Origin of the sequence: Kribbella sp. NPDC000426 (genome assembly GCF_040300265.1) — a bacterium.
Lineage (GTDB): Bacteria > Actinomycetota > Actinomycetes > Propionibacteriales > Kribbellaceae > Kribbella.
Window position 1 is genome coordinate 56,731 of record NZ_JBEPDK010000002.1, and the last position, 26,577, is coordinate 83,307.

Here is a 26,577-nt window from a genome sequence, read left to right on the forward strand (position 1 = left end):
AACGCGTCAGCGCGGGCGTCGGCGGCCCGGGAGGCGTAGACGAGCGGTGGGCCGCTCGCGGGCGGTGTCGTCGTCGACGACATAGCTGAGGGGTTGCATGACCAGGTGGGTTCCTCGCTGGCGACCTGTTGCTGGCAGAACTGCAACACCCCCATGGCATTTGTCTTGGTTGCGAGATTCGCGGTCGCCTCGGTCGGCGTCGAGGGCGATGCGTGTATTGGAGGTGACGATGACCGTGTCGGACGCCTCGACGATGGTAGGCGCGGCGTACTCGCCGGTCTTCCCACTCCGTGGCCAGCGGATGACGTCGATCACGTCCTCATAGGAGCTGAACGCTCCGGGCGTTGGCGATCAGGCCGAGCCGTTACAGGGTGCCTCCGATAGCTGCGCTACGGCGGAGCTGTGTCGTGTGACCTGCTCAGGCCAGCTGGAGATTCGCGCCGGGGATCCAGGTGATGTGGCCGTTCTCGTCTCGGACGCGGCCTAGCCATTCGCCGTTGTCGCGGATCCAGACGTCGAGTTCGCCGGTGGACCAGGCGGCGCGCTGTACCTGCTGAGCGGGGTCGACGTGGCGGATTGCGTCCGGCGGGCGCGGGCTGTGGGCGTCGTACTGGACGTCGAGGTCGGAGGCTAAGTCGTGTGCCCTCTTCTCGTCGTCGATCCCTGTTGCACGCCACCCGTTGACCGCACTGTCCCAGACGCCGAACCTGTCAGATCCGTCGTCGGCCGGGCGAACCGTGAACCGACCAAGCATGGGTTCAGAATAACCTCTCTTCGAACATATGTTCTAGTCGACTGGGCTAATGGAGCTCCGTCTCTGCTCCGTCATAGCTCCGTAAGATGACGGCAAGCGGTAGTCAAAGTCGCGAGTTGACGAGTGGTGACGCATGACCGCAGCCGGAACAGGTCGGCGACCTGGTCCAGCTGCTCTGAGAGTGGAAGTGGTCAGTTTTGCGAGGCTTTGAGCTCGTTCTTGTGCTTGTCGAGCCACGTCACGAAGGACTCCAGCTCCGGATTTAGCTCGCGAACCTTCGCCACGTCGCGGTCGCCGGTGAAGCGGGTGTGGTCTTCGGCGTAGAACTGGAACTTGTCCGCTGGTCACAGTAGGTCGGGGTCGTCGAAGGCGTGTTCTAGGGCTTGGGCGGCGGCGGGGTTGGCGGCTTGGCGGTGGAGGTAGATGTCTTGGGTGATGGAGACTTTGGCTTGGCCTAGTTGGTCGGCGATTTGGCGGGCGGTGTGGCCTGCTTGGTCGAGGGCGGTGGCGGTGGTTTTGCGGAGGGCGTGGGAGCGGATCCAGGCGAGTTTGTCGGAATCTGCGGGTTGGGTGGCTTGGTCGACCTGGGTGACTAGGTCCGGGTGGTCATCGAGGGTGATTCGGTAGGCCGTGAGCAGCTCGGTGACGAGTTGGTGGTCGACTTTGATGCGGCCGGTCTCGGCAAGCTCGATGCGTGTCTTTGGCCAGGCGAGCGTGTTGGCGACCTGTTCGCGTGAGAGGCCGGCTTGTCGGCGGAGGGTTCGGAGGGTGGTGCCTAGGTCGCGGCGGGCGGTGTTGCCGACGGGGGAGAGAGCGGTGCGGAGAGCTCGGCGGGTGTTGGAGGGGTCGCGGTAGCTGCCGATCATGTCGGCGAAGACAGGGTTGTCGAGGCGGATGCCGGCGGCGTGGCGGGTGCGGAGCATGGCGATGGCCCAGTTGGGGAGGTGCAGGACGCGTTCGCCGGCCTTCGATTTTGTGCTTTTGCGGATGAGGCCTTCGCCCTTGATGCGGGCGATGGTGTGAGTGATGGTGACTGCGCCGGTTTCGAGGTCGACTTGGTGCCACAGCACGGCGAGGGATTCGCCGATGCGTACGCCGGTTGCAAGCATGAAGGTTGCGAGGTCGGGGAGGTCGGCCTCGACGGCTCGGTCGTCGGCGGCGAGGCTCTTGCGGAGGAGGCTGACCTCCTCTCCGGTGAGGGCGCGGGGCGGGTTCTTGGGCGCCGCTTCGATGGTGTCGACCTCGCGGACGGGGTTGACGGTGAGGGCGCCGTAGCGGACGGCGAGTTTCATGGCGCCGGAAATGATCGCTCGGCAGGTCTTGGCGGTCGGGGCGCCGGCCGCGGTCTTGATCTTGGTCAGGACGGTGTCCAGGCGCGGGGTGGTGGCTTCGCCGATGCGGAGTTCGCCGAGGGCCGGGCGGATGTGGTTCTTGAGGGAGCGCCTGTAGGTGTCGAGGGAGGTGGGTGATCGTTTGCCGTCAGCGATCAGTCCCTCGAATCTCTTCTCCCAGAGGTCGAGGAGGTGGTTGATCTTGTGCATCGCCGTGAGTTCGCCGGAGGTGTTGGTCCTCGCTCGGTCCTGGAGTTTCTGGAGCAGCCTGCGTTCGGCTGCTGTCTTGGTCTTGCCGAATGCGGTCACGTCTCGGACGTGCCCGTCGTGGTCGCGGAAGTTGGCCTTCGAGAGGTAGCTAACGGCTTTGCCCTTGGCGTCGGTCTTCTCGATGCGCGTGGAGATGCTTCCCCAGGTTCCGATCGGCAGTGGCGCTCTCGACATGTCATGCCTCCAACCGGGGTGATGGTTGGCTGCTCAACGCTGCTCGCAACGCCGATTCCGAGAAGTCGGCAAGGATGCGAATCAGTGTGATGTGACGCACAGTCACGATCACTTGAGGATCAGTCTGCTGACTTGACAGGTCGGTCTGCGGCCGACTTCTGGCAAAGAGGGACGTAAAAGGGACGTTGCAGACATGAAGAAGCCCAGGACACTCTCGTGGCCTGGGCTTTTGTGCGCCGCCAGGGACTCGAACCCCGAACCCGCTGATTAAGAGTCAGCTGCTCTGCCAATTGAGCTAGCGGCGCATTTCTTGCTCTCGAACGAAGAGGATCGTAGCAGGGCTGTGGGGGAGAAGCGAAATCGGTTAGCGGGTGAGGATGGTCATGGCTGCGTTGTGGCCTCCCAGGCCGGAGACGGCGCCGCCTCGGCGGGCGCCGGAGCCGCAGATCAGGAGGTTGGCGACGTCGGTCTCGGTGCCCCAGCGGCCGGCTTCGGAGGGGTCGGTGACCCAGGGCCATTGGAGGTCGCCGTGGAAGATGTGGCCGCCGGGCATACCGACGGATGCCTCGATGTCGTACGGCGTTTTGGCCTCGATGCAGAGGTTGCCGTCGGCGTCGCGGGCGATGCAGTCCTCGAGCGGCTCGGCGAGGTACGACTCGAGGCCGGCCAGGACCCGGCGGGTGGCTTCGGCGCGTACCGAATCGTTGTCTGAGGCAAACAAGCGGGCCGGGAAGTGGACGCCGAAGACCGTCAGGGTCTGGTGGCCGGAGGCAATCAGTTCGGGGGACAGGATCGTCGGGTCGGTGAGCGAGTGGCAGTACACCTCGGACGGCGGCACGGCCGGCAGCTCACCGCGCAGAGCGGACTGGTACGCCGACTCGAGCTGGCTGTAGTCCTCGTCGATGTGGAACGTACCGGCGAACGCGCGTGCTGGGTCGTCACCCGTCTTCAGGGCCGGCAGGCGGCGCAGCAGGAGGTTGATCTTCAGTTGCGACCCCTCCGGCTTCTCCACGCCGGTCTGGCCACGCAGCGCAGCCAGTGTCGACGGTGCGACGTTCGACAGCACCCACGAGCAGTCCACTGACCGCTCACCGTCGCCGCCGAGCCAGGTGACCGAGCCGCGGACCCCGTCCACCTCCACGGCGGTCACTGACGAGTTGGTGACGAGTGCGGCGCCCGCACGCCGGGCCGCTGCGGCCAGCGCATCGGTGACCGCGCCAATGCCGCCGACAGGTACGCGCCACTCACCAGTGCCGTTGCCGATGAGGTGGTACAGGAAGCAGCGGTTCTGGATCAGCGACTTGTCGTGCAGGCCGGCGAACGTACCGATGACGCCGTCCGTCGCGACGACCCCACGGACGGTGTCGTCGGTGAAGCGCCGTTCGATGGCCTCGCCGAGTGGCCGCTCCACCAGTTCGTCCCAGAGCGCACCGTCCACGCGAGCGCGCATGTCAGCGGCGGTCTGGAGCGGCTCGAGCAGAGTGGGTGCTACGGCCTCGGCCAGCAAGCCGACAGAGCCATAGAAGTCCGCCCAGGCCTCGTACTCGGTGTCTCCGCCCGTCAACGCCCGGAACGACTCGCGTGTGACCGGACCCTCCGGCCGCTCGACCATCAGCCCGACGTCGCGGCCAGACCGGCGTACCGGGGTGTACGACGCGACCGCGCGCGACCGGAGGTCCAGGCCGAGGCCGAGGTCAGCGACGACCTTGTCGGGCAGCAGGCTGACCAGGTACGAGTACCGGGACAGGCGGGCGTCCACACCCGGGAAGACGCGCTCGCTCACCGCTGCGCCACCGGTGTGCGCCTGCTGCTCCAGTATCAGCGTGGACAGCCCGGACTGGGCCAGGTACGTGGCGGCGACGAGGCCGTTGTGCCCACCGCCGACTATGACGACGTCGTAGAAGTCCTTCATCCCACCGGCCAATCGAGCTCGTGATAAGCGGCGTCCCAGAACATCCATTCGTAGCGGCACGTCATCGCGAAGTGCTGGTGACAACGGTCCCGCTCCGCGGCTCCCACGTCCAGTCCGTCTGTCACGGCGAGCACCTGCTCGACGACCGCGTCGAACTCCTCCGAGCCGTACGTCTCGATCCACTTCCGGTACAGCGGGTCCGGTGAGGACCGCTTGAGCAGCTCCCGCCCGACGTCGCGGTAGATCCAGTAGCAGGGCAGTACGGCGGCCACGGCCTCGGCGTACGTGCCGGTGGCACACACAGCCGTCAGATAGGACATGTACGCCGTTGTGGTCGGACCGGAGCCGGCCGCGTCGACGTCCTCGGCGGTGATGCCCAGCGACTCCAGGAGGGACGTGTGCAGCTCCCGCTCGACCGCGATGGCGTTGGCGGCGTGCAGCGCGAACATGCTGACGGCGTCGTCGTCCGGAGCACGCCCCGCGACCAGGCTGAGCGCCCGGGAGTACGCGCGGAGGTAATGGCTGTCCTGGATGATGAAGTACCGGAACGCATCGTGATCGAGGGTCCCGTCGGTCAGGCCGGTGATGAAAGGGTGCCGGACTATCTCGTCGTACACGGAGGCGGCACCGCGGTCCCACAGCTCGCCGGAAAACGTCATCCCAACTCCTCGCCGTTGACTGCGACCGACCTTATCCACAGACGCGGCGGCGGTACGAGACGAATGTCACGTACGCGCCTTACTCTGAGGCATGAGTAGCCAGGGGGAGATGCCGCCGGATACGCCGCTGCTGCGGCGGATCCGCGCGTCGGTAATCGGTGACGACCAGGTCATGCCCGGGCCGTACGGTCCGCGACGGGTGACGTACGCCGATTACACCGCCTCCGGGCGCGCGCTGACCTTCCTTGAGGACTTCATTCGCGACGAGGTCCTGCCGCGGTACGCGAACACGCACACCGAATCGAGCGGGACCGGTCTGCAGACCACCCGCTTGCGCGAGGACGCCCGTCGGATCATCCACAACAGCGTCGGCGGCGACGACGAGACCGCGCTGATCTTCTGCGGCTCCGGCGCGACCGGGGCGATCGACAAGCTGATCGGGATCATGGGGCTGCGGATCCCGGCCGAGCTCGACGACATGTACCACCTGACCGATCAGATACCGCCGGACCAGCGACCGGTCGTCTTCATCGGGCCGTACGAGCACCATTCGAACGAGCTGCCCTGGCGTGAGTCGATCGCCGACGTGGTCGTGATCAGTCAGGACACCGACGGTCACATCGACATCGACCAACTGGAGTCGAGGCTGCAGGAGTACGTCGATCGGCCGGTGAAGATCGGATCGTTCTCCGCGGCCAGCAACGTCACCGGCATCGTCAGCAACACGCAGCGGGTCTCGGCGCTGCTGCACCGGTACGGCGCTTTGTCGTTCTGGGACTGCGCCGCTGCCGCGCCGTACGTCGAGATCGACATGTACGGCGGACGCGAGCAGGACCCGTTGTCGTACAAGGACGCGATCTTCCTCAGTCCGCACAAGCTGATCGGCGGGCCGGGGACTCCCGGCGTACTGGTCGCTCGGCGGGAGCTGCTGCGGAACCGGGTGCCGGACGTGCCGGGCGGCGGGACTGTCGCCTATGTGAATCCGCTCGAGCATCGGTATCTGGACGACCCGGTGCATCGCGAGGAGGGCGGGACGCCGGCGATCATCGGGTCGATCCGCGCCGGGCTTGCGTTCCAGCTGAAGCGGGCGGTCGGGATCGACGTGATCCGGGCGCACGAGGATGCATACCTGCGGCGCGCGGTCGAGGCGTGGACGGCGGAGCCGAATCTGCAGATCCTCGGCAACCTCGGCTCTGAGCGGCTGTCGATCGTTTCGTTCGTCGTGAAGGCTCCCTCCGGGCGGTATCTGCATCACAACTTCGTGGTCGCGCTGCTGAATGACCTTTTCGGCATCCAGTCGCGGGGCGGGTGCTCGTGCGCCGGGCCGTACGGTCACACTCTGCTCGGGATCGACATCGATCGTTCGCATCTGTTCGAGGAGGAGATCCTGCACGGCTGCGAGGGGATCAAGCCGGGCTGGGTGCGGGTCAACTTCAACTACTTCATCTCTGAAGCCGTGTTTGCGTACGTCGTCGAGGCGGTGAAGCTGGTCGCCCGCGACGGGTGGCGTCTGCTCGGCGACTACCGCTTCGACCCGTCGAACGGTCTGTGGCGGCATCATCGGGGGCCGGTCGAGCCGCCCATGCGCCTGTCGCAGGTCGGGTACGACGCCGACGGCAAGCTCAGGTATCCGCGCCACGATCACACCGCACCCGAGTCCGCGCTCGACGACTACCTCGCTGAGGCCCGGGATCTGCTCTCGACGTGTCAGCAGGTGAGCGATCCCGAGGGCCAGGTGAATACCGATTTCGATCACCTCCGTTGGTTCGACCTTCCGTCGCGTTGCCTGATCCGTGACTAGCCGGGTGCTCGGGGTTGATGCCTGCAAGAAGGGGTGGATCGGGATCGCGGGAGATCTGCGGGCGTACTTCGCTGTGACGATCGACGAACTGGTCGAGCGGGCTGAGGTTGATGGGTCGCTGGCTGTGGTCGGGATCGACATTCCGATCGGGCTGCCCGTGAGCGGAGCGCGCGAAGCGGACGTGTTGGCGCGGCGGGTCGTGGGGAGGCGGGCGTCGTCGGTGTTCGCGACGCCTGTGCGGGCGGCGTTGGAGGCCGGGACGCATGCGGAGGCGACGGCGTTGAACTTCGAGGCGACCGGGAAGGGCGTGAGTCAGCAGGCGTTCGCGTTGGCCAAACGGATCCTTGAGGTCGATGCGTGGGCGCCGGGTGCGCGCTGTGCGGTGATCGAGGTACATCCGGAGGTGTGCTTCGCGACGATGGCGGGTCGGCCGTTGTCCCATGCGAAGTCCACGTGGGCCGGTGGGGAAGAGCGGCGGCGGTTGCTCGCCGGCGTTGGGATGGGTGTGGTCGGGGATATCGGGTTGGCGGGTGAGGTGGCGGGCGTCGACGACGTACTCGACGCGGCCGCGGCTGCGTGGTCGGCCGGACGGTACGCAGACGGCCGAGCCCGCGCGTACCCGAGCCCACCAGAGAAGTTCCCCGACGGCCCGTCAGCCGCCATCTGGGCCTGACTCCCTAGCCAGCTGCTAGCTGGGGGCGGGGTGGGGTGGTTAGTGGGCTCCTGCTCTTTGGAGGGTGGTGGCTATTTGGGTGTAGTTGTGGGAGATGGCGTGCTGGAGGGGGGTTACGCCGTTGGCGTCGGGGAGGTTGGGGTTGGCGCCGGAGTCGATGAGGATCTGGACGATTTGTTGCCAGGGCTTGGTGCCTTTGCCGAGGATGATCGCCTCCAGGAGGGCGGTCCAGCCCAGGTTGTTGACGTGGTTGAGGTTGGTCTTGGTTTTGACGACGCGGCGGACGTAATGGACGTGGCCGCGTTCGCTGGCTGGAATGACTGAGATGCCGCCGAAGCGGTTGCGGAGGGTCAGGTCGGGGTTGGCCGGGAGAAGGGTCTCCAGCATCGCGACGCTGCCGGTGACGCCGGTGACGAGCCATGCGGAGTCTTGCCGGTCGTCCTGTGCGTCAGGGTCGGCGCCGAGCTGGACAAGCAGGCGGGCCGCGTCGACGTGGTCGTTGAGCGACGCGAGCAGGAGCGCGGTACGGCGGTGGCTGTCGCGCGACTCGAGCGGCGCGCCGGCGGCCAGCGTCACCGCGACCTTGTTCGCGTCTCCCGCGGCCGCAGCGCTGAGGAGCGCTTCGCTGGAGGATGGCGCAGGGTTGGTAGTTGCGGCGGGGGGTCGTTTTGTATCTAGGGCGGCGCTGACTGCGGTTTGGCCGCGGTCATTGGCGGCTTGTAGCGGGGTGGTGCCGTCGGTGGCGGCTGGTTTGGTGGGATCTGCGCCAGCGGCGATGAGGAGGCGGACGGTGTCGACGTACTGAGGTGTGCCCTTGCCGAGGATGACTGCCTCGTGCAGGGCGGTCCAGCCGAGGTTGTTGACATGGTCGACCGGTACGCCGGCCTGGATGAGGCGGCCGACTACCGCGGCGTGACCTCGTTCGGCGGCGCGGATCAGGGCGGTGCCGTGGTAGCTGTCGAGGCTGCGGACGTCGCCGCCATTGGCGAGGGTGAGATTGAGGAGCTCCAGGTGACCCTCGCTCGCGGCGATCAGGAACGCGCTCTGGACGGTGTCGTCGACTGCATTGACGTTCGCCCCCGCAGTGATCAGACGACGAGCCTCGGGGACATTGTTCTTCCACGCGGCGGCGATGAGCTGACTGTCAAGCGTGGACGGCACAGACGTGCTCCTCACTGGGGAAGGCGTAGACGACGAAGGCGACGCGCTGGGCGCAGTGCTGGTCTCAGTGGAACACGCGGTGGTCACCGCCATCAGCAGGACAGCGGCCACGGCGATCGGCCGGCGCTTCATCGCCGCGGCGGGGTCAGCGTGATGACCTGGTACGGCGGCACCGCGGTCGTCTCGTCGAACATGCTGTCGACCACCAGCAGCCGCCCCTGCGCAAGCTTAGCCGTCGTCAGCACCCGGTCGGGATCGGTCGGGGTCGCCGACACGAGCCGTGCGGTCCGTCCATCGGCCGAAAGATGCAACGTGCTCAGGACGCGGGAGAAGTTGCGCACGACCCAGAGGCTGTTGCCCTGCTGCACAAGCCCGTCCGCGTTGACCAGATCGGCCCCGACCGTATCGACACCGGTCACCGCACCGGTGCGGAGGTCGAAGCGCCACAGCTTCCCAACGTTGCCCTGGGCCACAACCAGCGCTCTGCGGTCCGGTGACAGCACGATGCCGCCCAGGTTGAAGCCCGTCGCCACCGGGATCGTCGCGGTCGCGTCCGCCCAGGTCTGGATGGTCCACTGGCCGTGCCGCTCGGCGACGCGGAAGATCTGCGGGGCATTCGAGTTCGTCACGTATGCCGCGCCGTCCGGTCCGATCACCAGATCGTTCAAGAACGCGTTAGGTACGCCGGTCCGCAGCGCCGCGAGCAGCCGGCCGTCGTGGTCGTACACCCACAGGTCCGGCGCGCCGGGGTGGTCGATCCCGTTCGGACCACCGGCGACGTAGACCCGGCCGCGGGCGTCGACGGTCACGCCGCGCGCGGTCCAGCGACTGTCGGTGCCGTCGCCCTTGAGCCACTCGGTCGCGGTCGTGGAGCGCAGCTGGCCGCGGTGGATCTCACCGCCGGTCGTCTCGGACACGTAGTAGCTCTGCGTACGGGCGTCGTACCCGATGCCTTCGAACTTCGATCCGCCGGCGTCACCGGGCAGCTCGTACGTACTCGGTCGAGTGGCGGAGGCAGTGGACGCGCCCACGCCGAGGAGTGTGGCTGAGAGCGCGAGGGTGGCGGAGACGGAGCGGACGGACATGCGGACCTCTCAAACGGTCGTGGATTTCGGTCTGCGCCAAGCTTCCGTCCGCGGGGGAGGGCGGTACGACGGGTGTTTGGCCACCATCAGATAGCCGAACGGATGATTCGGATCGCGGTCCGCCGGGCCTAACATCAGCTGAACCATGACCAGTACAAAGGCGATCCTGAGCCAGGTGAACCGACTGGCGACCGCACTGCATGCGGCGCTGGTCGTGCTGGTGCTGGCGTCGGCTGTCCGTTACCTGACGGGTCACGGCTTCGGCGACCGGGCGCCGTGGGTGCTTGCAGGAGCCGGACTGCTGCTGGCGACGTACGCGGCGTACCGGGTGCTGCCTGCCAAGGTGTGGCTCGCGTTGCTGGTTCTTGAGTGGTGCGCACTGGTCTTGCTGGCGCCGTCGTTCGCATGGTGCGCCGTGCCGCTGTCGTTCGTTGCTCTGCGCGTGCTGCCGTTCCGTGCGGCCTGCGTGGTCGTTGCGGGCATGGTGGTCGTCACCGTGGTGCAGTGGAGCCGCATGGCCGACCGGCTCGATCCGACGATCGTGCTGGGACCGGTCTGCATCGCCGTACTTGCCGTAGGCGCCTATCGGGCATTGGAGCGGGACGCGCTGGCCAGGCAGGCGCTCTTGGACGAGTTGCATGCGGCAGAGGGTGACCTGGCCGACGCACAGCACCAGGCCGGTGCTCTGGCGGAGCGGGCGCGGTTGTCACGCGAGATCCACGACAGCGTGGCGCAGGGGCTGTCGAGCATCAATCTGCTGCTGCAGGCGGCCGAGCGCGAGTGGGACGACAGACCGGAGGCAGCGCGTGGGCATGCGGCTCAAGCCGCAGCCACGGCACGTGATGGCTTGGACGAGGTACGGCGAGTTGTCCGCGACCTTGCGCCGGCCGAACTGGCCGCAGGTCTACCGGACGCTCTCCGGAAGAGCTGCGAGCGCCTGTCTGCCCACAGCGAGACCACGGTTCGCGTCGTGGTGCACGGTGAGCCGGTCGCTCTCGGGTCGGAGATGGAGACCGCGTTGCTGCGCACGGCACGCGGTGCGCTGGCCAATGTGCTTGAGCACGCGGAGGCGACCGAATCCGTTGTGACGTTGACGTATCAGCCAGATGCCGTCGTTCTCGACGTTGTGGATAACGGACGAGGCCTTCCGCGGATTTCAGCCAAGATGGACTCCGATCGCGGCCACGGATTGGCCGGGATTCGTGAACGGCTGAAACAACTGGGAGGAACGCTCGTGCTCGAAAGCGAACCGGGAGAAGGCACTGCCCTGGCTGCGTCGATCCCACTGATTAGTTCATCGAACTCTGCGTTGAAGGATCCGCTGCAGGATCCGTCCCAGACTCGACCTGCGGAGCAGCCGTGATCAAGGTAGCGCTCGTCGACGACCATCCTGTCGTGCGCGCGGGGGTCCGGGCAATCCTTGAAGGGCAGGAGGACCTGTCCGTGGTTGGTGAGGCGTCCGATGCGCGCAGTGCGGAGCAGCTTGTCGCCGCGTTGCACCCGGACGTCGTGCTGATGGATCTCAATCTTGGCGCGGGGCCGGGCGGCGCTGAGACGACTGCGCGGTTGCGCTCGTTGCCTGAGCCGCCGTATGTGCTTGTGCTGACGACGTACGACACCGAGGCCGACATCATGAGCGCGATCGATGCGGGGGCGTCTGGGTACCTGCTGAAGGATGCTCCGCCGGACGAGTTGTTCCGGGCGATTCGCGGTACTGCTCGTGGGGAAACCGTGCTTGCTCCGGCTGTTGCCGCTCGGCTGGTACGACGGTCAGGGCCGACGTTGACTGATCGCGAGGTGGAGATCCTTGGTCTGCTCGCGATGGGGATGTCCAATCGCACGTTGTCTCGCAAGCTGTTTGTCAGTGAGGCGACGATCAAGTCTCATCTCGCGCACATCTATTCCAAGCTGGAGGTCGATACGCGGGCTGCCGCGGTGGCTCGTGCGATTGAGCAGCGCATCATCCGTCCCGAGGGGCGGGCGGAGTGAGGGTCAGGGTGTGGTCCGGCGGTGCTGCTCGTCGAGGGTTGACTGGATCAGTGAGCGTGCGGCCCAGGTGGAGGCGTGGGTCTGGGCGTCAGGCGCGAGACCGCGCAGGTCCTGGAGGACGATGAGGGCTTCCCAGCCGACTACCATCGCGATCCCGGAGACGAGCTGCTCGAAGAGGTCGTCGTCCAGTTCGGCGCGGAGCGGGTCGAGAGCCCGCTCGATCCAGGCGATCCGCCGATAACCCCGCTTCGGCGCGCCGGCGTGCTCATCGCTGGTGACGGCGGTGGGGTTGCCGGGCGTGCTGTCGCCGACGGTGGGGTCAGCGGGGCTCGTGTCGTCGCGGGTGGTGGGCGTGGTGTTGCCCACGGTCGTGGCGCCCGAGGGTGAGTCGGTGGCGGGGGTGTCGATGGTTAGGCGGATGAGGGAGCGGCCGAGGGGGAGGGAGGAGGCGGCTGCGTCGGCCAGGGCTCGGATCATCGCGTCCACGCGGGCGATGGCGTCGACGCCCGCAGGTGGATTGGCGTGCGCGGTTGGGTCTGCGGGGCCAGGTGTGTCGGTGTGGGCGGAGGCTTCGGCTTGGTGGGAGGCGGCTTCTATGGCTGCGTCGATGTTGGTTTGGGTTAGTAGGCCGAGGGTTGCGTCTAGCAGCAGTTGGTCGAGGGTGGGGAAGTACTGGTAGATCGTGCGGCGGGAGACGTCGGCGGCTTCGGCGATTTCGTTGATGCCGGGTGAGGTCTGGCCCTGGCGGAGGAGGTCCGCGGCGGCGTTGACGATTGCGGCTCGGGTCCGGCGTCGCTGGCGAACGCGGCCGGACTCGGCTGCGGCACCGAGCGTCTGGTTCCGTACGCCGCCGTTGTCGCTCACCGGTTCCTCGATTCCTCTTGACGGGTGATGGCAGATGTGAGTATACCGGAGTGCAGTCATTGCACACCAGTGCAATAAAGGGGAGGAGTGGACATGAATCAGATGTCGGCGGAGCAGCGGATCGCGCCTACGGGGGACGGGCTGGTCACGTTGATGAATCGGTTCGCGGTGCGGCCAGAGCGGGACGAGGCGTTTCAGGCGCTGTGGACCGAGACCAGCAAGTACTTCATGGCGCAGCCGGGGTTCGTGTCGTTGCGTCTTCACCGGGTGATCTCGTCCGACGCGGAGTACCGGTGGGTCAACGTCGCCAACTGGCGGTCCGAGGCGGACTTCCGGGCGGCGCACGGGACCGACGAGTTCCGCCGTGTCGTGACCCGGCCCGAGTGGGCCGAGTTCCCGAGCGCGCCACTCTTGTTCGAGGTCGTCACGGCAGTCGGGTAGACCGCCGGCGGGGCATTAGTGTCGTGGTGTGAGCACCGAGGACGAGGCGGTCGGGAGCGAAAGCCTCCTGACAGTGCTGGTAGCGCTGTGCGCGAACCTGTTGATCGCAGCCGCGAAGTCGGTGGTCGCCGTGATCACCGGGTCCGCCTCGATGACGGCCGAGGCGGCGCACTCCTGGGCCGACACCGGCAACGAGATCTTCCTGCTGGTCGGGGAGCGGCGGGCGCAGAAGCCGGCCGATCAGACGCACCCGCTCGGGTACGGGCGGGTCGGCTACATCTGGTCGATGTTCGCCGCCTTCGGCCTGTTCACGGTCGGCGCCGCGGTCTCGGTCTGGCACGGCATCCAGTCGCTCCAGCACGGCGAGGCGGACGGTACGTCGTACGGCTGGGCGTACGCCGTGCTCGGGGTCTCGTTCGTGCTCGAGGGGATCTCGTTCACACAGGCGTTGAGGCAGACGAAAGCCGGTGCGCTGGAGCGGATGATCAGGCCGTGGCGGTACGTTCGACTCACATCGAACCCGGTACTGCGGGCCGTGTTCGTCGAGGACCTGTCCGCGCTGATCGGCATCCTGATCGCCGCGCTGGCGATCCTCATGCACCAGCTCACCGGCAACGCGGCCTGGGATGCGGTGGGGTCGATCGTGGTCGGCATCCTGCTCGGTGTGGTCGCGCTGTTCCTGATCAGCCGGAACATGGACTTCCTGACCGGCGAGGCGGTGACGCCGCTCGCGCGGAACCGGGTGCTCCGCGCGCTGCTCGCGCACGAGGACATCGAGCGGATCACGTTCCTGCACATGGAGTGGGTCGGCGCCGACCGGATCTTCATGGTCGCCGCGGTCGACGTCACCGGCAACGAGTCCGAGTCCGAGGTCGCCGCCCGCCTGTACGCGATCGAGGACGCGCTCAACGAACGCAAGGAGATCCAGCAGGCGATCCTCACGCTTTCCCGGCCCGGCGACGCCACCAGTCTCCAGCCGAGCCAGCTACCAGCCTGGTACGTCGACCCCGCTTAGGGCACGCTGGCGAGGAAGCGCTCGCGGTCCACCACGACCCGTTCCAGCTCGCCGTCCGCGATGAGCTGGCCGGCCGAGTTCGTGGCCCGGACCCGGAAGAGCAGTTGGCGGCCGTCCACAACAGGATCGTCCGCGACGATGTTCACGGTGTCGCCGACGCGGGTCGGCAGCCGGTGGCGGATGCGAACCGCCGTACCGACCGAGGTCTGAGCAGGATCGAGCACGCGCAGGGCGAGCTGGGCGGTCGCGTACTCCAGCCAGGTCAGCAGGCGCGGTGTGGCGAGGACCTCGACGTCCCCACTGCCGACCGCGAGCGCGGTGTCCGCGGGTGTCACTTCGTGGCGCACGGCAAGCTGCCCCTTCTCGGCCCGTCGACGGGTGTACGCTCCCGCCCGTGGAGCCCGTACACGTGGCAATTTCAGCGTTGGCTGCATTGTTGCCGATCACGAATCCGATCGGCGCGCTGGCCACCTTCGCGGGTCTGACCGAAGGCGTCGGCCGCGCGTCGATGAGGCGGCAGGCGGTGATGACCGGGGTCTACGTGCTCGGGATCCTGACCGTGTTCGCGCTGCTCGGCACGCTGGTGCTGGAGGGGCTCGGCATCGGCCTGCCGGCGCTGCAGATCGCCGGCGGCCTCGTTGTCGCGCATTCCGGCTTCGGGATGATCGTCTCCCGCGAGACGCTGACCGACGACGAGAAGACGCACGGCGTCGCGAAGCCCGACGTGTCGTTCTCGCCGATGGCGTTGCCGCTGATCGCCGGGCCGGGCGCGATCGGCGTGGTGATCGCACTGACCGCGCGCCACCCCGGGATCACGAACCGGCTGAGCGTGATCGTCGCGGGCGTCGTCGTCGCCGGTCTCGTCGCCGTCCTGCTGCGTTTCGGTACGCCGTTGGTCGACAAGCTCGGCCCGACGGGACTCGGCGCGCTCAGCCGGATCATCGGGTTCCTGACCCTGGCGATCGGCGTCGAGCTCGTGACGCACGGCGTACTCGCCGTGAAGTAATTCGCATTAGCATCGATTCCGGTGCAAGGCTGGTGGGATGACGATCGAGTACGACCGGCTTCAGGACGATGTGGCGCGTGGCTGGAACACCTGGGACACCCGCAGTGTGCTCACCCAGGTCCTGCTCCCGGACGCGCTCGGACTCTCCTTCGGATTGAAGGAGTACTACCGCGGTACGTCGCTGCGTACGACGCAGATCGGCCGCCGGACCGATGGCGCCGAGACCGTGACTCTCGGCCCGCACGCGTACGACGGCAGCTACACCGAGACCACGCTGACCTGGGCCGGCATCACGATCCGCGTCCAGACTGCGCACGCCGGCGAGGACCTGGTGGTGCTGGTGACGCCAACGGCCAACCAGCCGAAGAGCGCGCTGTTCACGGTCGGCGTCAGCTATCTCTGGAACCGCGCCGGCACGGTCGTCCGCGAGCCCGACCGCATCCGGGCCACTGCAGAACGCACCGTCGAGGTCTACGCGACCACGCCGCATGTGGACGACCCGTACTGCGACATCGACGGCCCGTACCTCGCCTTGGATCTGTCACAAGCTGTCGGCGTGAGCACAGGCCGGCCGCGCACCCTTGCCGAGATCGCCGACCTGATAGCGCCCGCAGCACAGAGCACGGCGAGCACGGCGCACCAGGAGATCGTCCGCGATTCGATCTCCTGGAACACCATCTACGAGCCGTCCAAGTCGCGCGTGATCACGGGTGTCAGCCGCCTCTGGAACGTCGGCAAGCGCGGCGGCTACGCGCTGTTCTGCTGGGACGCGTTCTTCAATGCTCTCCTGGCGGCGCCGAACAGCAAGGCCGTTGCCTACCTCAACGTCGTCGAGATGCTCCGTGCCGTCACCCCGGAAGGTTTCGTCCCGAACGTCGAGCAGGGCACCGGCCGCAAGACGTACGACGGTTCGCAGCCCCCGGTCGGGTCGATGACGGCCCTCGAGCTGTACCGGCGGTTCGATGACCGCTGGTTCCTGGAAGAGTGCTTCGACACGCTGCTGTCCTGGAACCGCTGGTGGTGGCGCGTCCGCCGCGACGGCGAGCTTCTCTGCGCGGGCTCGACCTACTTCGACCCCGAGTACCCGTCGCCGCAGGACATCCCGCGGATCCATCAGCACTTCGGTGCGACCTGCGAGAGCGGCTGGGATGGGCATCCGGTTTTCGACGACGTGCCGTTCGACCAGAACAAGAGCCTGCTGGCGGCGCACGATGTCGGCCTCAACAGCCTGTACGCCGTGGACTGCGAATCGCTCGCGGAGATCGCGGAAATCCTCGGCGCGACGGATGCGGCCTCCGAGTTGCGGGCACGGCACGACACCGTCGTCGAAGCGATGGAGACCTTGTGGGACGAGACCACTGGCATCTATCGCAGCCGGCGAACCGACACGGGCCAGCTCACCCAGCGGTTGTCGACAATGAGCTTCTACCCGCTGCTGGCCGGGGTCGGAGTTCAGCGACAAGGCCGCATGCTGGCCGAACACCTGCTCGCCGATGACGGGTTCGGCGGCGAGTGGATCCTGCCGACCTCTCCACGCAAGGAGAAGATCGAGCTCAAGGACACGTCGTACTGGGAGCTGCGCGCCTGGCCGCCGGTGAACTTCCTTGTGTACCTGGGCCTGCGGCGGGCGGGGGAGAAGGACGCCGCGGCCTGGCTCGCCGAGGGCAGCGCACGGCTCGTGCTGAAGGAGTGGCGCGAGCACCGTCACATCCACGAGAACTACTCGAGCGTGCATGGCGCCGCCTGCGACAAGCCGAACAGTGAGCCGTTCCAGTCGTGGGGCGCGCTGCTCAGCCTGATCGTGTTGATGGAGCGGGGCGAGGTCACGTTGTTCGACGACGAGAGGTGGCAGGGATGAGTCTGCTGAGTGGCGTGGTCGTGCCGTTGGTGACGCCGATGTCAGCGCCCGGGGTGCCATCCGCCGACGCCGCGGAGAAGTTGCTCACGGCAATGGCTTCGGTCGGCGTACGTCGGTTGATGCTGCTCGGCAGCAACGGTGAAGGCCCGCTGATCCCGGCCGAGGAGTCCGGCGAGTTCACGGCCGGCGTGGTGAAGCGCTGGCGGGACCTGGTGCCCGGCGGGACGATCCTGGTCAACGTCACAGCACCCGGTACGGCGGAGGCCGCGCGGCGCACGGATGATGCTGCCGCGGCGGGTACGGATGCGATCGTGTCGAGCCCGCCGACCTTCTTCAAGCATCGCCCCGACGAGGTGGTCGCCCACTTCGAGGCCTTGAGCCGGCGGGGTCTGCCGGTCATCGCCTACAACACGCCCCGCTCGACGCTGCTCACCCCGGAGTCTGCAAGCGGCGCGCAGCCCTACCTGGCCGGCGTCAAGGACTCGTCCGGCGACCCGGAGATGCTGCGGTACCTGCTCTCGCTCGGGATCGAGGTCAGCCAGGGAGACGAGCAGGGCCTGGCAGACGCCGTACGCGCTGGTGCGCACGGCATCACGCCAGGCATCGCCAACCTCGCACCCGGGCTCGCACTGCAGATGGTTGCCCCGGGCGCTGATCTCGATCACCTGCAGGAGCTGTCCACTGCGCTGACGAAGATCCACACGGTGCGCCCCGGCGTACCGACGGTCAAAGCACTGCTGAACACACGCGGCCTGTGCCCACCCCACTGTGCGCCGCCGCTCGCCCCCTGCACGACCGATGAGGTCCGCCACCTGACGGACCTCATCGGCCCAGTGGAAGATCACCTGCTCCCGCGAGCTACTTCGTCTTGGCCTTAAGCGACGACTTGCCCGCCGGCTTGAGGGTGTTGACCGCCGGGAGCTTCCAGGACTTGCTCTTGGCCAGCTCGGACAGCTCGGACCCGGACAGGATCGGGTTCTGCCGGGTGTGGTTCTGGCCCTTCTCATCCGGCGCGTTGTAGCTGGTGAGGTTGATGTTGCGGCCGTCTTTGCGGAACAGCGTCACGTAGCGGCTGACGACGCCGTGCTGCGCCTGGCGGCCGTCCGTGTACTCCGGTGAGACCGGCGAGACGTAGAGCACCGAGCCGTCGGCTAGCCTGGTGCAGCCCGAACGGACAGGCACGCACGGGTTGCCCTCGCCACCGCCGGACAGCATCACGTCGACCCGCGCACCGCCCTTGCCGTCGTCAGCGACGTACGCCGCACCCGCGAAGTCCCCGCCGCCCCAGGTCTCAGGCTTGCTGAGCTTCAGCCCACGCGCCGCAAGCAGCGTCCGCAGTGTGGCGAGCGTCTCCGTTGGTGTGACCGATGCAGGCGGAGTCTTGGTCGACGACTTCACGGATGGCTTGGTCAGCGGAGCAGCAGTGCCGGCAACTCCAGCATCAGCCGGGGAGCTCAGCAGCTGGATCCCTCCGCCAATGAGCCCGGCAGTGGCCAACACGGCACCAGCGCCACTCGCAGTGAGCAGTACGGTACGACGCCGCCGCTGCCGCAGCCCTTGCGCGACAGACCGCTCCAGCAGGTCGGCTGTAACCGGCTCGAGGTTCTCGGTGGCCCGGTTCATCAGGTCGGTGAGTTGGGTGTTCATGTCTTCTCCTCGGTTCAGTGCGCGATCAGCTGGACGGCCTCGTCACCAAGAACTGCCCGAAGGCGGTCCAGGGCGCGAGCGGTGCGTGTACTGATCGCACTGGCGTTCTTGCCAAGATCAAGCGCCACCTGCTCGACGCTGCGATCTTCGAAGAACCGCAGCACCAACACGGCGCGATCCAACGGCGCCAGTTCCCGAAGCGCCCCCTGCAAGGCCAGACGCAATTCCACGTCCCCCGCCCGCTCCACCACCTCGGGCACAACCTCAGTAGGCCGCTCAGACCAACTCCGCCGACGCCGCTGAGAGATGTAGGTGCGGACCAAAGCCGTCCGCGCATAAGCCCCAGGACTGTCGACCCGATGCCAGGTCTTCAGCAGGTTCGCGAGCGTGTCCTGCACCAGATCCTCAGCATGATGCCGATCCCCACACAGCAACCAGGCAGTCCGATACAACTGAGGTATCCGAGCCCGAGCAAACTCCTCAAACTCCTCGGTAGATCTCATCCACACCCTCTCGTCGATGCGTCACCCCTAAAGACGCACCAACCCCAGGCCGAGATCACACCCAACTCAGAACACTTTTGCCAGCACCCAAACCGCAAACGCAAGAAACCCCACCACGAAGGTCACAAGCACGACAACCCCGTACCCGAACCACATACTCCCGGACCCCTTCACCCCCACATCCTCCCATCCCCAAAGCGGTGACCGAACTGCCAACCCAGCCACCGCCGCCGAGCGAAGCACCCAACCCAGCCCCCGCCGCCGAGCGAAGCACCCAACCCAGCCCCCGCCGCCGAGCGAAGCACCCAACCCAGCCCCCGCCGCCGAGCGAAGCGAAGGCGCAGGGGGTGCGGGTGGCGGAGCCCCCGCTTGCGGCAAGCGAAGCGCAGCCGCACAAAATGACGAAGCCGACCCCGGCCTGCCGCGAAAGCGACTGGCAAGGGTCGGCCATCGGGTGAGTGACGGGACTCGAACCCGCGACCACCTGGACCACAACCAGGTGCTCTACCAGCTGAGCTACACCCACCATTGCCGTCTGAACCGCGACGGCTGAGCAATCATAGCGACGAACTGTCCGGAGCTGAAATCGAGGTGTCAGGAGCCGGTTTGGGTGTCCTGGACGGGTGCCGCGATGAGGCTGGCGGCGGCCCGGGCGGCGTTGGAGTCGGGCCCGGGCTGGGGCACGAAGACGGTCTGCCGGTAGTACCGCAGTTCGTCGATGCTTTCGCTGATGTCGGCGAGGGCGCGGTGGTTGCCGTTCTTGGCCGGGGTCGCGTAGTAGACGCGGGGATACCACCGGCGGACGAGCTCTTTGATGGAGCTGACGTCGACGTTGCGGTAGTGCAGGTGTGACTCGACCCGGGGCATGTCGCGGACGAGGAAGGTCCGGTCGGTGCCGACGGAGTTGCCGGCCAGGGCGGCCTTGCGCGGCTCTTTCACGTACGACGTGATGAAGTCGAGCACCTGCTGCTCGGCGTCGGCGAGCGGGATGCCGTTGGCGAGCTCTTCGAGCAGCCCGGAGGCGGTGTGCATGTCGCGGACGAAGTCGCCCATCTGCTCGAGTGCGGCCGGTGGTGGAGCGATCACCAGGTCGATTCCGTCACCGAGCACGTTCAGTTCGTAATCGGTGACGAGCACGGCGACCTCGATCAGGGCGTCTTCCGCCAGGTCGAGGCCGGTCATCTCGCAGTCGATCCACACCAGCCGGTCGTTCATGGGCACCCACCTTACGGCGAGCCGCCGACACTCCTGCGACGGCGTGCCCTGTCAGCGCGGCGCGTACCCCACGTGGATGCTGCGGACGGACAGTACGGCGAGGTCCCGGCGGCGTCCGAGGTAATACGGTCCGTCGGCGTCCAGCAACTGCTTCCAGGCCGCCAGGTCCTCCGGATCGAGCCACTCCTGGTCGGCAACAACGTGCCCATGACCGTGACCGTGTCCATGACCGTGCCCCTCGCCGGCCATCCGCGCGATCCGCGTCCGGAACGCCTGTACGACGCCGTCCAGCCGCTCCTGAGTCAGCGGCGCCGGTGTCTCGGTCAGCACGCTCCGCGTGGTCGCGTCGGTCAGCCCGGCCCGGGTCAGCGCCTCGGTCCACCCGTACGGCATCGGCACCGACCCCGGCAGTGACTCCCGCATCACCTTGAACCACCTGTCCTGCGCCAGGTCCAGCCGCAGCTCCAGCCCGGGCTCTCCGACCCCGAGGTCCCACGGCAGGTACCGGGCAGGCAGTCCGCCCTCGGCGAGCGCCAGCCGTCCGCCCGGCGCCAGCAGCGAGGCCAGCGCGTCCACAGCGGCCTGCTGGTCGGCAGCGTGGTGCACCGAGGCCGACGCCCAGATCAGGTCGGCCGGCGCGTCGATTGCCCGACGCAACGGCTCTGCACCCTCGTCCATCGACGCCAGCTCGCAGCGAACCAGTCCGGCGGTGTGCTGCCGAGCCTGCTCCAGTACGTCGGGATCCGCGTCGACAGCGACCACCGTCGCACCAGGAAGAGCCTCCGCCAGTGCCTTGGCCATCCCTCCGCCGCCACAGCCGATGTCGGCCACGACCTTGTCGCCGTCCCGCACCAGACTGCGCGCCACTGCCGCGTTCCAGTCGCCTTCGCCCTCCGCGGACGCACGCAGCCGCCCGGCCTCTTCAGCCCAATCGATCTCGATCATGCCGACAGTCTGGTCCCACCACCGGGCGCATCAAGCCTGATGTTGCCGGACCGGCAAAGCGCGTACCGAAGAACGGGTAGTGCGGCCGCGACACGCCGAACCCGAGCTCGGCCGCACGCCTGACGCACCCGCAGCGGCCCGACCACTACCCGTCGTTCGGTACGCCGACCCGGCGCTACGGTGGCGCAGTGATCACGACCGCGCGCCTGACCCTGCTCCCATTGAAGGTGGAGTACGCCGGGCAGATGGCGAAAGTCCTCGCCGACCCCAGCCTCTACACGTTCACTGGTGGCGAGCCGCCGACCGTCGAGGCTCTAGAAGCTCGCTATGCGCGGCAGATCGAAGGGCCGGGCCGTGACGACGAGGAGTGGCTCAACTGGGTGATCCAGCACGATGACGACCTGATCGGCTACGTGCAAGCGACGATCACGAGCGGTACGGCGGAGATCGCCTGGGTCATCGGCACCGCGTGGCAGGGCCGGGGATATGCGAAAGAAGCAGCCCAGGGACTCGTCACCTGGCTACAAGCACAGAACATCGACCGGATCGTCGCGCACGTCCATCCGGATCACACTGCGTCGGCCGCTGTGGCAGCGGCGGTAGGTCTCGCGCGCACCGACGTGGTGGAAGACGGCGAGTACCTGTGGAGTACCGAACGGCAGGCCCGGTGACCCGGGCCTGCCGTCAAGCACTTCAGATCGGGCGAACGTTCTCCGCCTGCAGACCCTTCGGGCCCTGAGCGATCTCGAACTCGACCTTCTGGTTCTCGTCCAGCGAGCGGAAGCCCTGCGTCTGGATCGCCGAGTAGTGGACGAACACGTCAGCGCCGCCGTCCTCCTGGGAGATGAAGCCGAAGCCCTTCTCGCCGTTGAACCACTTCACTGTTCCCAAAGCCATGATTTTCTCCTGATACGACAAAACGCCCGGCGGATCACAAATCCGCGGGCGCTTCGAAACGAACGTGGAACTGCAAAACATCAACCGGATAGACCCTAGCACGCTGGGTGAGTCATCAGCCATCCCTGACCGCGACGCGCGTCGTACTCGTCCGGAGTACCGGACCAGACCTGCGTGCATCCGGAGGTGCCGCACTCGCAGGCGAACGGGTACGGCGGCAGCTCGGCCAGCCCGATGTCCGCCTGCCACAACCGCCCCTGCCGGCACGCCGCCAGGTTCTCGTACCGCCGCTGGCGCGCCACCTCGTCACCAGCCTCCAGCCGTGGCAGCGGACCCAGCGCCGCCTCGACAGCGGCCGAGATGGCCGCCCAGTCCGGCGTGGCTGGAACCTCGATGACGGCGCGTCCCCGCTCGGCCGCCTCTCGCCGTACCCGATCGGCCAGTACGGCGTCCCGCGCCAGCAGACTCTCCAACCGGGCGCGACCAGCTGGGTCGTCCGCCCGGGCCAGCCGCTCCTCCCGGGCGCGCCTGGTCTGCTCCGCGTCCGGCACCAACCACACTGCCGCCGTGACGTCGTCAGCCATCGACGGGAAGAGCTGCGGCCCTTCGACCAGCGCAGGTACGTCGCCCAGCGCACGCTCCCGCACGTCCTCGGCGACGAGCTCCAGCCGCAACCGCGCGATCTGCACGAAGGCATCTGCGGCGTACTGCGGCCCCTCGGCCAGGTCCTCCGCGAGCGGCCGGGCCGGCGGCATCCGGTCCAGGTGTGCGTACGTCCACAGGTCGATCGGGTGCAGCGGCAGGTCACCCCGCCGCGCCAGGTCCCGAGCGATCGTCGACTTCCCCGCGCCTGGCGCGCCACCGATCCAAACCATCATCCGGCCATCCTGCCAACCGGAGGGTCAACGCACGTACGTCGCCAGCGAGGCTGCGCCGGCCGGTACGACGGACTCGAGCCGCAGGTGGACGGGGAGGTCCGACGGGCCGAACATCCGCTCGCCGCTGCCGACGACCGACGGCAGCGTCATCAGCCGGTACTCGTCGACGAGGTCCGCGGCCTGCAGGGCCCGGATCACGCTCACACTGCCGGTGACCGCGATCGTCCGCGGCTCGGACCGCACGTAGTCGGCCAGCGAGCCTTCCATCAGCGTCGAGTTGGGGAAGGCCGACAGGTCGGTCAGCGTGTGCGAGGCGACCACCTTGGCCATCTTGTTCATCCGGGTGGAGAACTCGTCGGTGCGGTTCGGCCAGAGTTTGCTGAACAGTTGCCAGGTGTTCTTGCCCAGCAGCAGCACCCCGGTGTCCATCAGGTCACCCAGCCGGAACTTGTCTCCGCCGTGCGTCTCCGGGCCGTGCCGGAACGCCCAGCCGCCGCCCGGCGTGCCGCCGGAGCCGTCGGGGTCGGTGACGATGCCGTCGAGGCTGACGAATCCGGTGACGATGACGTGGCCCATGGCCCCTGCTCCTTCGGTCGAGTGATTCACACCCGTACTTACTGTCCGGCCGGCCCCGATTCATCGGTGCCGGCCGGACTTTTTGGCGAGCGCTTGCCGCCGAGTGTGATCTTGACCGCATTCACCGTCCGGCCTACTGTATGCCGTATACAAAACCCGGAAGGCAGGGACCCTATGAGAGTTGCGGTTCTCGGCGCCGGCGCGATCGGTGCGTACGTCGGTGCGGCGCTGCACCGTGGCGGGACCGAGGTCCACCTGGTGGCCCGCGGCGCGCATCTGGAGGCGATCCGCTCGCACGGCGTACAGGTGCTCAGTCCACGCGGTGACTTCGAGGCCAGGACACCGGCCACCGACGATCCGGCCGAGATCGGTCCGGTCGACTATGTCTTTCTCGGGCTCAAGGCGAACTCGTACGCGAGCGCCGGCCCGCTGCTCCAGCCGCTCCTGCACGACCGCACGGTCGTCGTGGCCGCGCAGAACGGCATCCCCTGGTGGTACTTCCACGGCCTGAAAGGACCGTACGAAGGCCGCCGGATCGAATCGGTCGACCCGGACGGCTCGGTCACCCGCGTCATCGATCTCGACCGTGCGGTCGGCTGCGTCGTCTACTGCTCCACCGAGCTGGCCGGCCCAGGCGTCGTACAGCACCTGGAAGGCACCCGGTTCTCGATCGGTGAACCCGCGGGCGGCACGTCACAGCGGTGTGCGGAGTTCAGTACGGCGATGATCGCCGGCGGGCTGAAGTGTCCGGTCGAGGCGGACATCCGCACCGACATCTGGATCAAGCTGCTCGGCAACGCGGCGTTCAACCCGATCAGCGCGCTCGCCCGGGCGACGATGGTGGAGATCGCGACACATCAGGGCACCCGGCAGATGGTCCGGATGATGATGGAGGAGTCGCTCGAGATCGCCGCGGCCCTCGGCTGTCACCCGGAGATCTCCGTCGACAAACGCCTCGACGGCGCCGAACGCGTCGGTGAGCACAAGACGTCGATGCTCCAGGACCTGGAGAAGGACAAGCCGCTCGAGCTGGACGTCATCCTCGCCGCGGTCGTCGAGCTCGCCGACCTCACCGATATCAAGGCGCCCACGCTGCGCGCCGTACACGCCGTCGCCGACCTACTGGCCAGCAAGGTCGGCGTTTAGACCAGGTGGGTCCGGCAAACAGCGACGTCGGACCCACCTGTTCCAGCTACAGCTCCAGCGGGCCGAGTGACGGTCCGGCGACGAAGTGGGCCACCGGGTCAGCCATGACGTCGAGCTCGAGTACGACGAGTTCGTTGGTGCCGGGTCGCAGGAGAGGCCCTGGCACGTACAAGGTTTGCTGCGGGCCGCGGCGCCAGTACCTGCCGAGGTTGAACCCATTCACCCAGGCAAACCCCTTGCCCCAAGCAGCGGTCGACAGGAAGTGATCCACCGGCGTCTCGACGTCGAACGAGGCCCGCCAGGCTGTGGGACCGACACCGGGCGCATCCGGAACCACGGAGTCCCACAGAGCAGGTACGGCGTCGAGCTCGATTGGGCAGGCGGACCACTCGGTCAGCTCAACCCCGTTGAGCTGAACCGGACCGATTAGACCCTTGGGCTCACCGATCCGCTGGCCGTAGTTCACGCGGCCCTGGTCCTCGACCAGGATCTCCAGGTGCCCGCCGTGCGGGAGCATCAGCGCCCGGTCGTGCCGCTCCCGGTCGAGCACTCCGACGGGAGCGCCGTCGAGGAACACGTACGCGCGGTCCCGCACCTCACCCACGCTCAACAGCACCGGGTCCTCGGCCGCAACGTCGGTCCGGAACAGCACCAGCCGAGCGTCCAGCTCATCCAGCGTCGGCATCGCAGAGTGCTCGCTCGACGACCCCCACGGATCAGCCAGCAACCGCAGTGGTGAGCCCAGCGCCGCAGACGTCTCCGGTGCCGCCGTTCCCGAAGCCGGGACAGTGTCGGGAACAGGTGCGTACCGGGAGATCACCTCTCGAAACGCGTGATACTTCAGCGTCGGATGCCCAGCCTCGTCCAGCGGAGCGTCATAGTCGTACGACGTGATCGTCGGACGGTAGACGCCCTTGTCGTTGGCCCCACTGGTCAGTCCGAAGTTCGTACCGCCCTGCAGCATGTAGATGTTCACCGAAGCGCCGGCCGCGAGCAGTGCGTCCAGTTCGGCGGCCGCCTCGGCCACGCTGGTCGTGTGGTGCGGTCCGCCCCAGTGATCGAACCACCCGTCCCAGAACTCCATGCACATCAACGGTCCGGTCGGCTGGTGTCTCCGCAGCGTCTCCAGCCGTTCGGCGACCCGCGATCCGAACGACCCGGTCCGCAGTACGCCGTCCAGCCCGCCGGCCGCGAGCATCGCGTCGACAGGTTGGTCCACAGTCACCAGCGGCACCGTGATCCCACAGCCGCGGATGATCTCGGCGACAGCCTTCAGGTACGTCGCGTCGTCGCCGAACGCGCCGTACTCGTTCTCCACCTGGACCATCAGCACCGGTCCGCCGGCGGAGACCTGCAGCGGCGCCACGATCCGCAGTACGTCGGACAGGTAGCGCGAGACCGCGGCCATGAACCGCGGTTCGTACCGGCGGACCCCCAGGCCCGGCTCCCGGAAGAGCCAGGCCGGAAGTCCGCCGTTGTCCCACTCTGCGCAGATGTACGGGCCGGGGCGGACGATCGCGTACAGGCCGGCGGCGGCCACCTCCCGCAGGAAGCGCTCGAGGTCGAGCATCCCGGAGGTGTCGAAGGTGCCCGGCCGTGGGCTGTGCGCGTTCCACGGCACGTACGTCTCGATGGTGTTGAGCCCCATCAGGCGGGCCTTCTCGATCCGGTCGGCCCAGCTGTCCGGGTGCACGCGGAAGTAGTGCAGTGCACCGGACAGGATCCGGAAGGGCCGGCCGTCGAGAAGGAAGTCGGACTCACCAATCGTGAACATGGA

Annotated in this window: 28 protein-coding genes and 2 tRNA genes; 11 read left to right on the plus strand and 19 right to left on the minus strand. The window is 67.5% G+C overall.

Annotated elements, in window-relative coordinates:
- Positions 1 to 6: 6 nt before the first annotated feature.
- From ABT313_RS08110 to tenA, 6 genes are all read right to left on the minus strand, one after another.
- The gene (locus ABT313_RS08110; protein WP_350850010.1) at positions 7 to 315 is read right to left on the minus strand and encodes a hypothetical protein; all 309 of its coding nucleotides are present in this window, start codon (positions 313 to 315) and stop codon (positions 7 to 9) included.
- Between the two features lie 103 nt (positions 316 to 418).
- A complete protein-coding gene (locus ABT313_RS08115; RefSeq protein WP_350850011.1) occupies positions 419 to 754 on the minus strand; it encodes a hypothetical protein in 336 nt (111 codons plus the stop codon).
- 344 nt (positions 755 to 1,098) lie between these two features.
- Positions 1,099 to 2,529, minus strand: coding sequence for a helix-turn-helix domain-containing protein (locus ABT313_RS08120; protein WP_350850013.1), 1,431 nt, complete (start codon positions 2,527 to 2,529; stop codon positions 1,099 to 1,101).
- Positions 2,530 to 2,761: 232 nt separating this feature from the next.
- A tRNA-Lys gene (locus ABT313_RS08125) sits at positions 2,762 to 2,834 on the minus strand.
- Positions 2,835 to 2,893: 59 nt separating this feature from the next.
- Positions 2,894 to 4,441 carry a phytoene desaturase family protein gene (locus ABT313_RS08130; RefSeq protein WP_350850015.1) on the minus strand — a complete coding sequence of 516 codons (1,548 nt, stop codon included), beginning with the start codon at positions 4,439 to 4,441 and terminating at the stop codon, positions 2,894 to 2,896.
- Positions 4,438 to 5,100, minus strand: a complete 663-nt coding sequence (gene tenA, locus ABT313_RS08135; RefSeq protein WP_350850017.1) for a thiaminase II — start codon at positions 5,098 to 5,100, stop codon at positions 4,438 to 4,440. The genes ABT313_RS08130 and tenA overlap by 4 nt, the downstream gene beginning before the upstream one ends.
- A 91-nt stretch (positions 5,101 to 5,191) precedes the next feature.
- Here tenA and ABT313_RS08140 point away from each other — a divergent pair, with 91 nt between their 5' ends.
- Positions 5,192 to 6,901 (plus strand): aminotransferase class V-fold PLP-dependent enzyme, encoded by a 1,710-nt coding sequence (locus ABT313_RS08140; RefSeq protein WP_350850019.1) that lies wholly within the window; start codon positions 5,192 to 5,194, stop codon positions 6,899 to 6,901.
- The gene (locus ABT313_RS08145) at positions 6,894 to 7,574 is read left to right on the plus strand and encodes a DUF429 domain-containing protein (protein ID WP_350850021.1); all 681 of its coding nucleotides are present in this window, start codon (positions 6,894 to 6,896) and stop codon (positions 7,572 to 7,574) included. The genes ABT313_RS08140 and ABT313_RS08145 overlap by 8 nt, the downstream gene beginning before the upstream one ends.
- Before the next feature lie 39 nt (positions 7,575 to 7,613).
- On the opposite strand, the gene ABT313_RS08150 is transcribed toward ABT313_RS08145, so the two are convergent.
- Both ABT313_RS08150 and ABT313_RS08155 read right to left on the minus strand, forming a co-directional pair.
- The gene (locus ABT313_RS08150; protein ID WP_350850023.1) at positions 7,614 to 8,735 is read right to left on the minus strand and encodes an ankyrin repeat domain-containing protein; all 1,122 of its coding nucleotides are present in this window, start codon (positions 8,733 to 8,735) and stop codon (positions 7,614 to 7,616) included.
- Positions 8,736 to 8,863: 128 nt separating this feature from the next.
- Positions 8,864 to 9,820: an SMP-30/gluconolactonase/LRE family protein gene (locus tag ABT313_RS08155; RefSeq protein WP_350850025.1), complete on the minus strand. Its 957-nt coding sequence runs from the start codon at positions 9,818 to 9,820 to the stop codon at positions 8,864 to 8,866.
- Between the two features lie 214 nt (positions 9,821 to 10,034).
- Here ABT313_RS08155 and ABT313_RS08160 point away from each other — a divergent pair, with 214 nt between their 5' ends.
- Positions 10,035 to 11,183 (plus strand): sensor histidine kinase, encoded by a 1,149-nt coding sequence (locus ABT313_RS08160; RefSeq protein ID WP_350850027.1) that lies wholly within the window; start codon positions 10,035 to 10,037, stop codon positions 11,181 to 11,183.
- Positions 11,180 to 11,809 carry a response regulator gene (locus ABT313_RS08165; RefSeq protein ID WP_350850029.1) on the plus strand — a complete coding sequence of 210 codons (630 nt, stop codon included), beginning with the start codon at positions 11,180 to 11,182 and terminating at the stop codon, positions 11,807 to 11,809. Before ABT313_RS08160 ends, ABT313_RS08165 begins: the two co-directional genes overlap by 4 nt.
- A 3-nt stretch (positions 11,810 to 11,812) precedes the next feature.
- Here the strand turns inward: ABT313_RS08165 and ABT313_RS08170 are convergent, their stop codons facing one another.
- Positions 11,813 to 12,673: a TetR/AcrR family transcriptional regulator gene (locus tag ABT313_RS08170; protein WP_350850031.1), complete on the minus strand. Its 861-nt coding sequence runs from the start codon at positions 12,671 to 12,673 to the stop codon at positions 11,813 to 11,815.
- A gap of 93 nt (positions 12,674 to 12,766) precedes the next feature.
- On the opposite strand from ABT313_RS08170, the gene ABT313_RS08175 reads away from it, so the two are divergent.
- Positions 12,767 to 13,114 carry an antibiotic biosynthesis monooxygenase family protein gene (locus ABT313_RS08175; protein WP_350850033.1) on the plus strand — a complete coding sequence of 116 codons (348 nt, stop codon included), beginning with the start codon at positions 12,767 to 12,769 and terminating at the stop codon, positions 13,112 to 13,114.
- Between the two features lie 28 nt (positions 13,115 to 13,142).
- The gene (locus tag ABT313_RS08180) at positions 13,143 to 14,129 is read left to right on the plus strand and encodes a cation diffusion facilitator family transporter (RefSeq protein ID WP_350850035.1); all 987 of its coding nucleotides are present in this window, start codon (positions 13,143 to 13,145) and stop codon (positions 14,127 to 14,129) included.
- Here the strand turns inward: ABT313_RS08180 and ABT313_RS08185 are convergent.
- Positions 14,126 to 14,476: a thioesterase family protein gene (locus tag ABT313_RS08185; protein ID WP_350850037.1), complete on the minus strand. Its 351-nt coding sequence runs from the start codon at positions 14,474 to 14,476 to the stop codon at positions 14,126 to 14,128. The two genes, ABT313_RS08180 and ABT313_RS08185, sit on opposite strands and share 4 nt — an antisense overlap.
- Positions 14,477 to 14,523: 47 nt before the next feature.
- On the opposite strand from ABT313_RS08185, the gene ABT313_RS08190 reads away from it, so the two are divergent.
- Genes ABT313_RS08190 through ABT313_RS08200 form a run of 3 tightly spaced genes read left to right on the plus strand, consistent with a single transcriptional unit; the run spans position 14,524 to position 17,871 of the window.
- Positions 14,524 to 15,135: a MarC family protein gene (locus ABT313_RS08190; protein WP_350850039.1), complete on the plus strand. Its 612-nt coding sequence runs from the start codon at positions 14,524 to 14,526 to the stop codon at positions 15,133 to 15,135.
- Between the two features lie 37 nt (positions 15,136 to 15,172).
- A complete protein-coding gene (locus ABT313_RS08195; RefSeq protein WP_350850041.1) occupies positions 15,173 to 16,993 on the plus strand; it encodes an MGH1-like glycoside hydrolase domain-containing protein in 1,821 nt (606 codons plus the stop codon).
- Positions 16,990 to 17,871, plus strand: coding sequence for a dihydrodipicolinate synthase family protein (locus tag ABT313_RS08200; protein ID WP_350850042.1), 882 nt, complete (start codon positions 16,990 to 16,992; stop codon positions 17,869 to 17,871). Before ABT313_RS08195 ends, ABT313_RS08200 begins: the two co-directional genes overlap by 4 nt.
- On the opposite strand, the gene ABT313_RS08205 is transcribed toward ABT313_RS08200, so the two are convergent.
- The 5 genes from ABT313_RS08205 to ABT313_RS08225 all read right to left on the minus strand — a co-directional run bounded on the left by ABT313_RS08205 (position 17,852) and on the right by ABT313_RS08225 (position 21,303).
- A complete protein-coding gene (locus tag ABT313_RS08205) occupies positions 17,852 to 18,640 on the minus strand; it encodes a hypothetical protein (RefSeq protein ID WP_350850044.1) in 789 nt (262 codons plus the stop codon). The two genes, ABT313_RS08200 and ABT313_RS08205, sit on opposite strands and share 20 nt — an antisense overlap.
- 14 nt (positions 18,641 to 18,654) lie before the next feature.
- Positions 18,655 to 19,143: a SigE family RNA polymerase sigma factor gene (locus tag ABT313_RS08210; protein ID WP_350850046.1), complete on the minus strand. Its 489-nt coding sequence runs from the start codon at positions 19,141 to 19,143 to the stop codon at positions 18,655 to 18,657.
- A gap of 453 nt (positions 19,144 to 19,596) precedes the next feature.
- Positions 19,597 to 19,669, minus strand: a tRNA-His gene (locus ABT313_RS08215).
- A gap of 68 nt (positions 19,670 to 19,737) precedes the next feature.
- Entirely contained in the window at positions 19,738 to 20,358 is a 621-nt protein-coding gene (gene orn, locus ABT313_RS08220; protein ID WP_130445356.1) for an oligoribonuclease, read from the minus strand.
- 51 nt (positions 20,359 to 20,409) lie between these two features.
- Positions 20,410 to 21,303 (minus strand): class I SAM-dependent methyltransferase, encoded by an 894-nt coding sequence (locus tag ABT313_RS08225; protein ID WP_350850048.1) that lies wholly within the window; start codon positions 21,301 to 21,303, stop codon positions 20,410 to 20,412.
- Between the two features lie 188 nt (positions 21,304 to 21,491).
- Between ABT313_RS08225 and ABT313_RS08230 the strand changes: the two genes are divergently transcribed.
- Positions 21,492 to 21,974: a GNAT family N-acetyltransferase gene (locus tag ABT313_RS08230; RefSeq protein ID WP_350850050.1), complete on the plus strand. Its 483-nt coding sequence runs from the start codon at positions 21,492 to 21,494 to the stop codon at positions 21,972 to 21,974.
- Positions 21,975 to 21,996: 22 nt separating this feature from the next.
- On the opposite strand, the gene ABT313_RS08235 is transcribed toward ABT313_RS08230, so the two are convergent.
- From ABT313_RS08235 to ABT313_RS08245, 3 genes are all read right to left on the minus strand, one after another.
- Entirely contained in the window at positions 21,997 to 22,200 is a 204-nt protein-coding gene (locus ABT313_RS08235; protein WP_134096839.1) for a cold-shock protein, read from the minus strand.
- 95 nt (positions 22,201 to 22,295) lie between these two features.
- Positions 22,296 to 23,078, minus strand: coding sequence for a hypothetical protein (locus ABT313_RS08240; protein WP_350850053.1), 783 nt, complete (start codon positions 23,076 to 23,078; stop codon positions 22,296 to 22,298).
- A 24-nt stretch (positions 23,079 to 23,102) separates the two neighbouring features.
- On the minus strand, positions 23,103 to 23,654 hold the full coding sequence (locus ABT313_RS08245) for a dihydrofolate reductase family protein (protein ID WP_350850055.1): 552 nt from the start codon (positions 23,652 to 23,654) through the stop codon (positions 23,103 to 23,105).
- Positions 23,655 to 23,828: 174 nt separating this feature from the next.
- On the opposite strand from ABT313_RS08245, the gene ABT313_RS08250 reads away from it, so the two are divergent.
- On the plus strand, positions 23,829 to 24,800 hold the full coding sequence (locus tag ABT313_RS08250; protein ID WP_350850057.1) for a 2-dehydropantoate 2-reductase: 972 nt from the start codon (positions 23,829 to 23,831) through the stop codon (positions 24,798 to 24,800).
- Between the two features lie 46 nt (positions 24,801 to 24,846).
- Here ABT313_RS08250 and ABT313_RS08255 read toward each other — a convergent pair whose 3' ends face one another.
- The gene (locus tag ABT313_RS08255) at positions 24,847 to 26,574 is read right to left on the minus strand and encodes a glycoside hydrolase family 35 protein (protein ID WP_350850059.1); all 1,728 of its coding nucleotides are present in this window, start codon (positions 26,572 to 26,574) and stop codon (positions 24,847 to 24,849) included.
- Between the last annotated feature and the right edge of the window lie 3 nt (positions 26,575 to 26,577).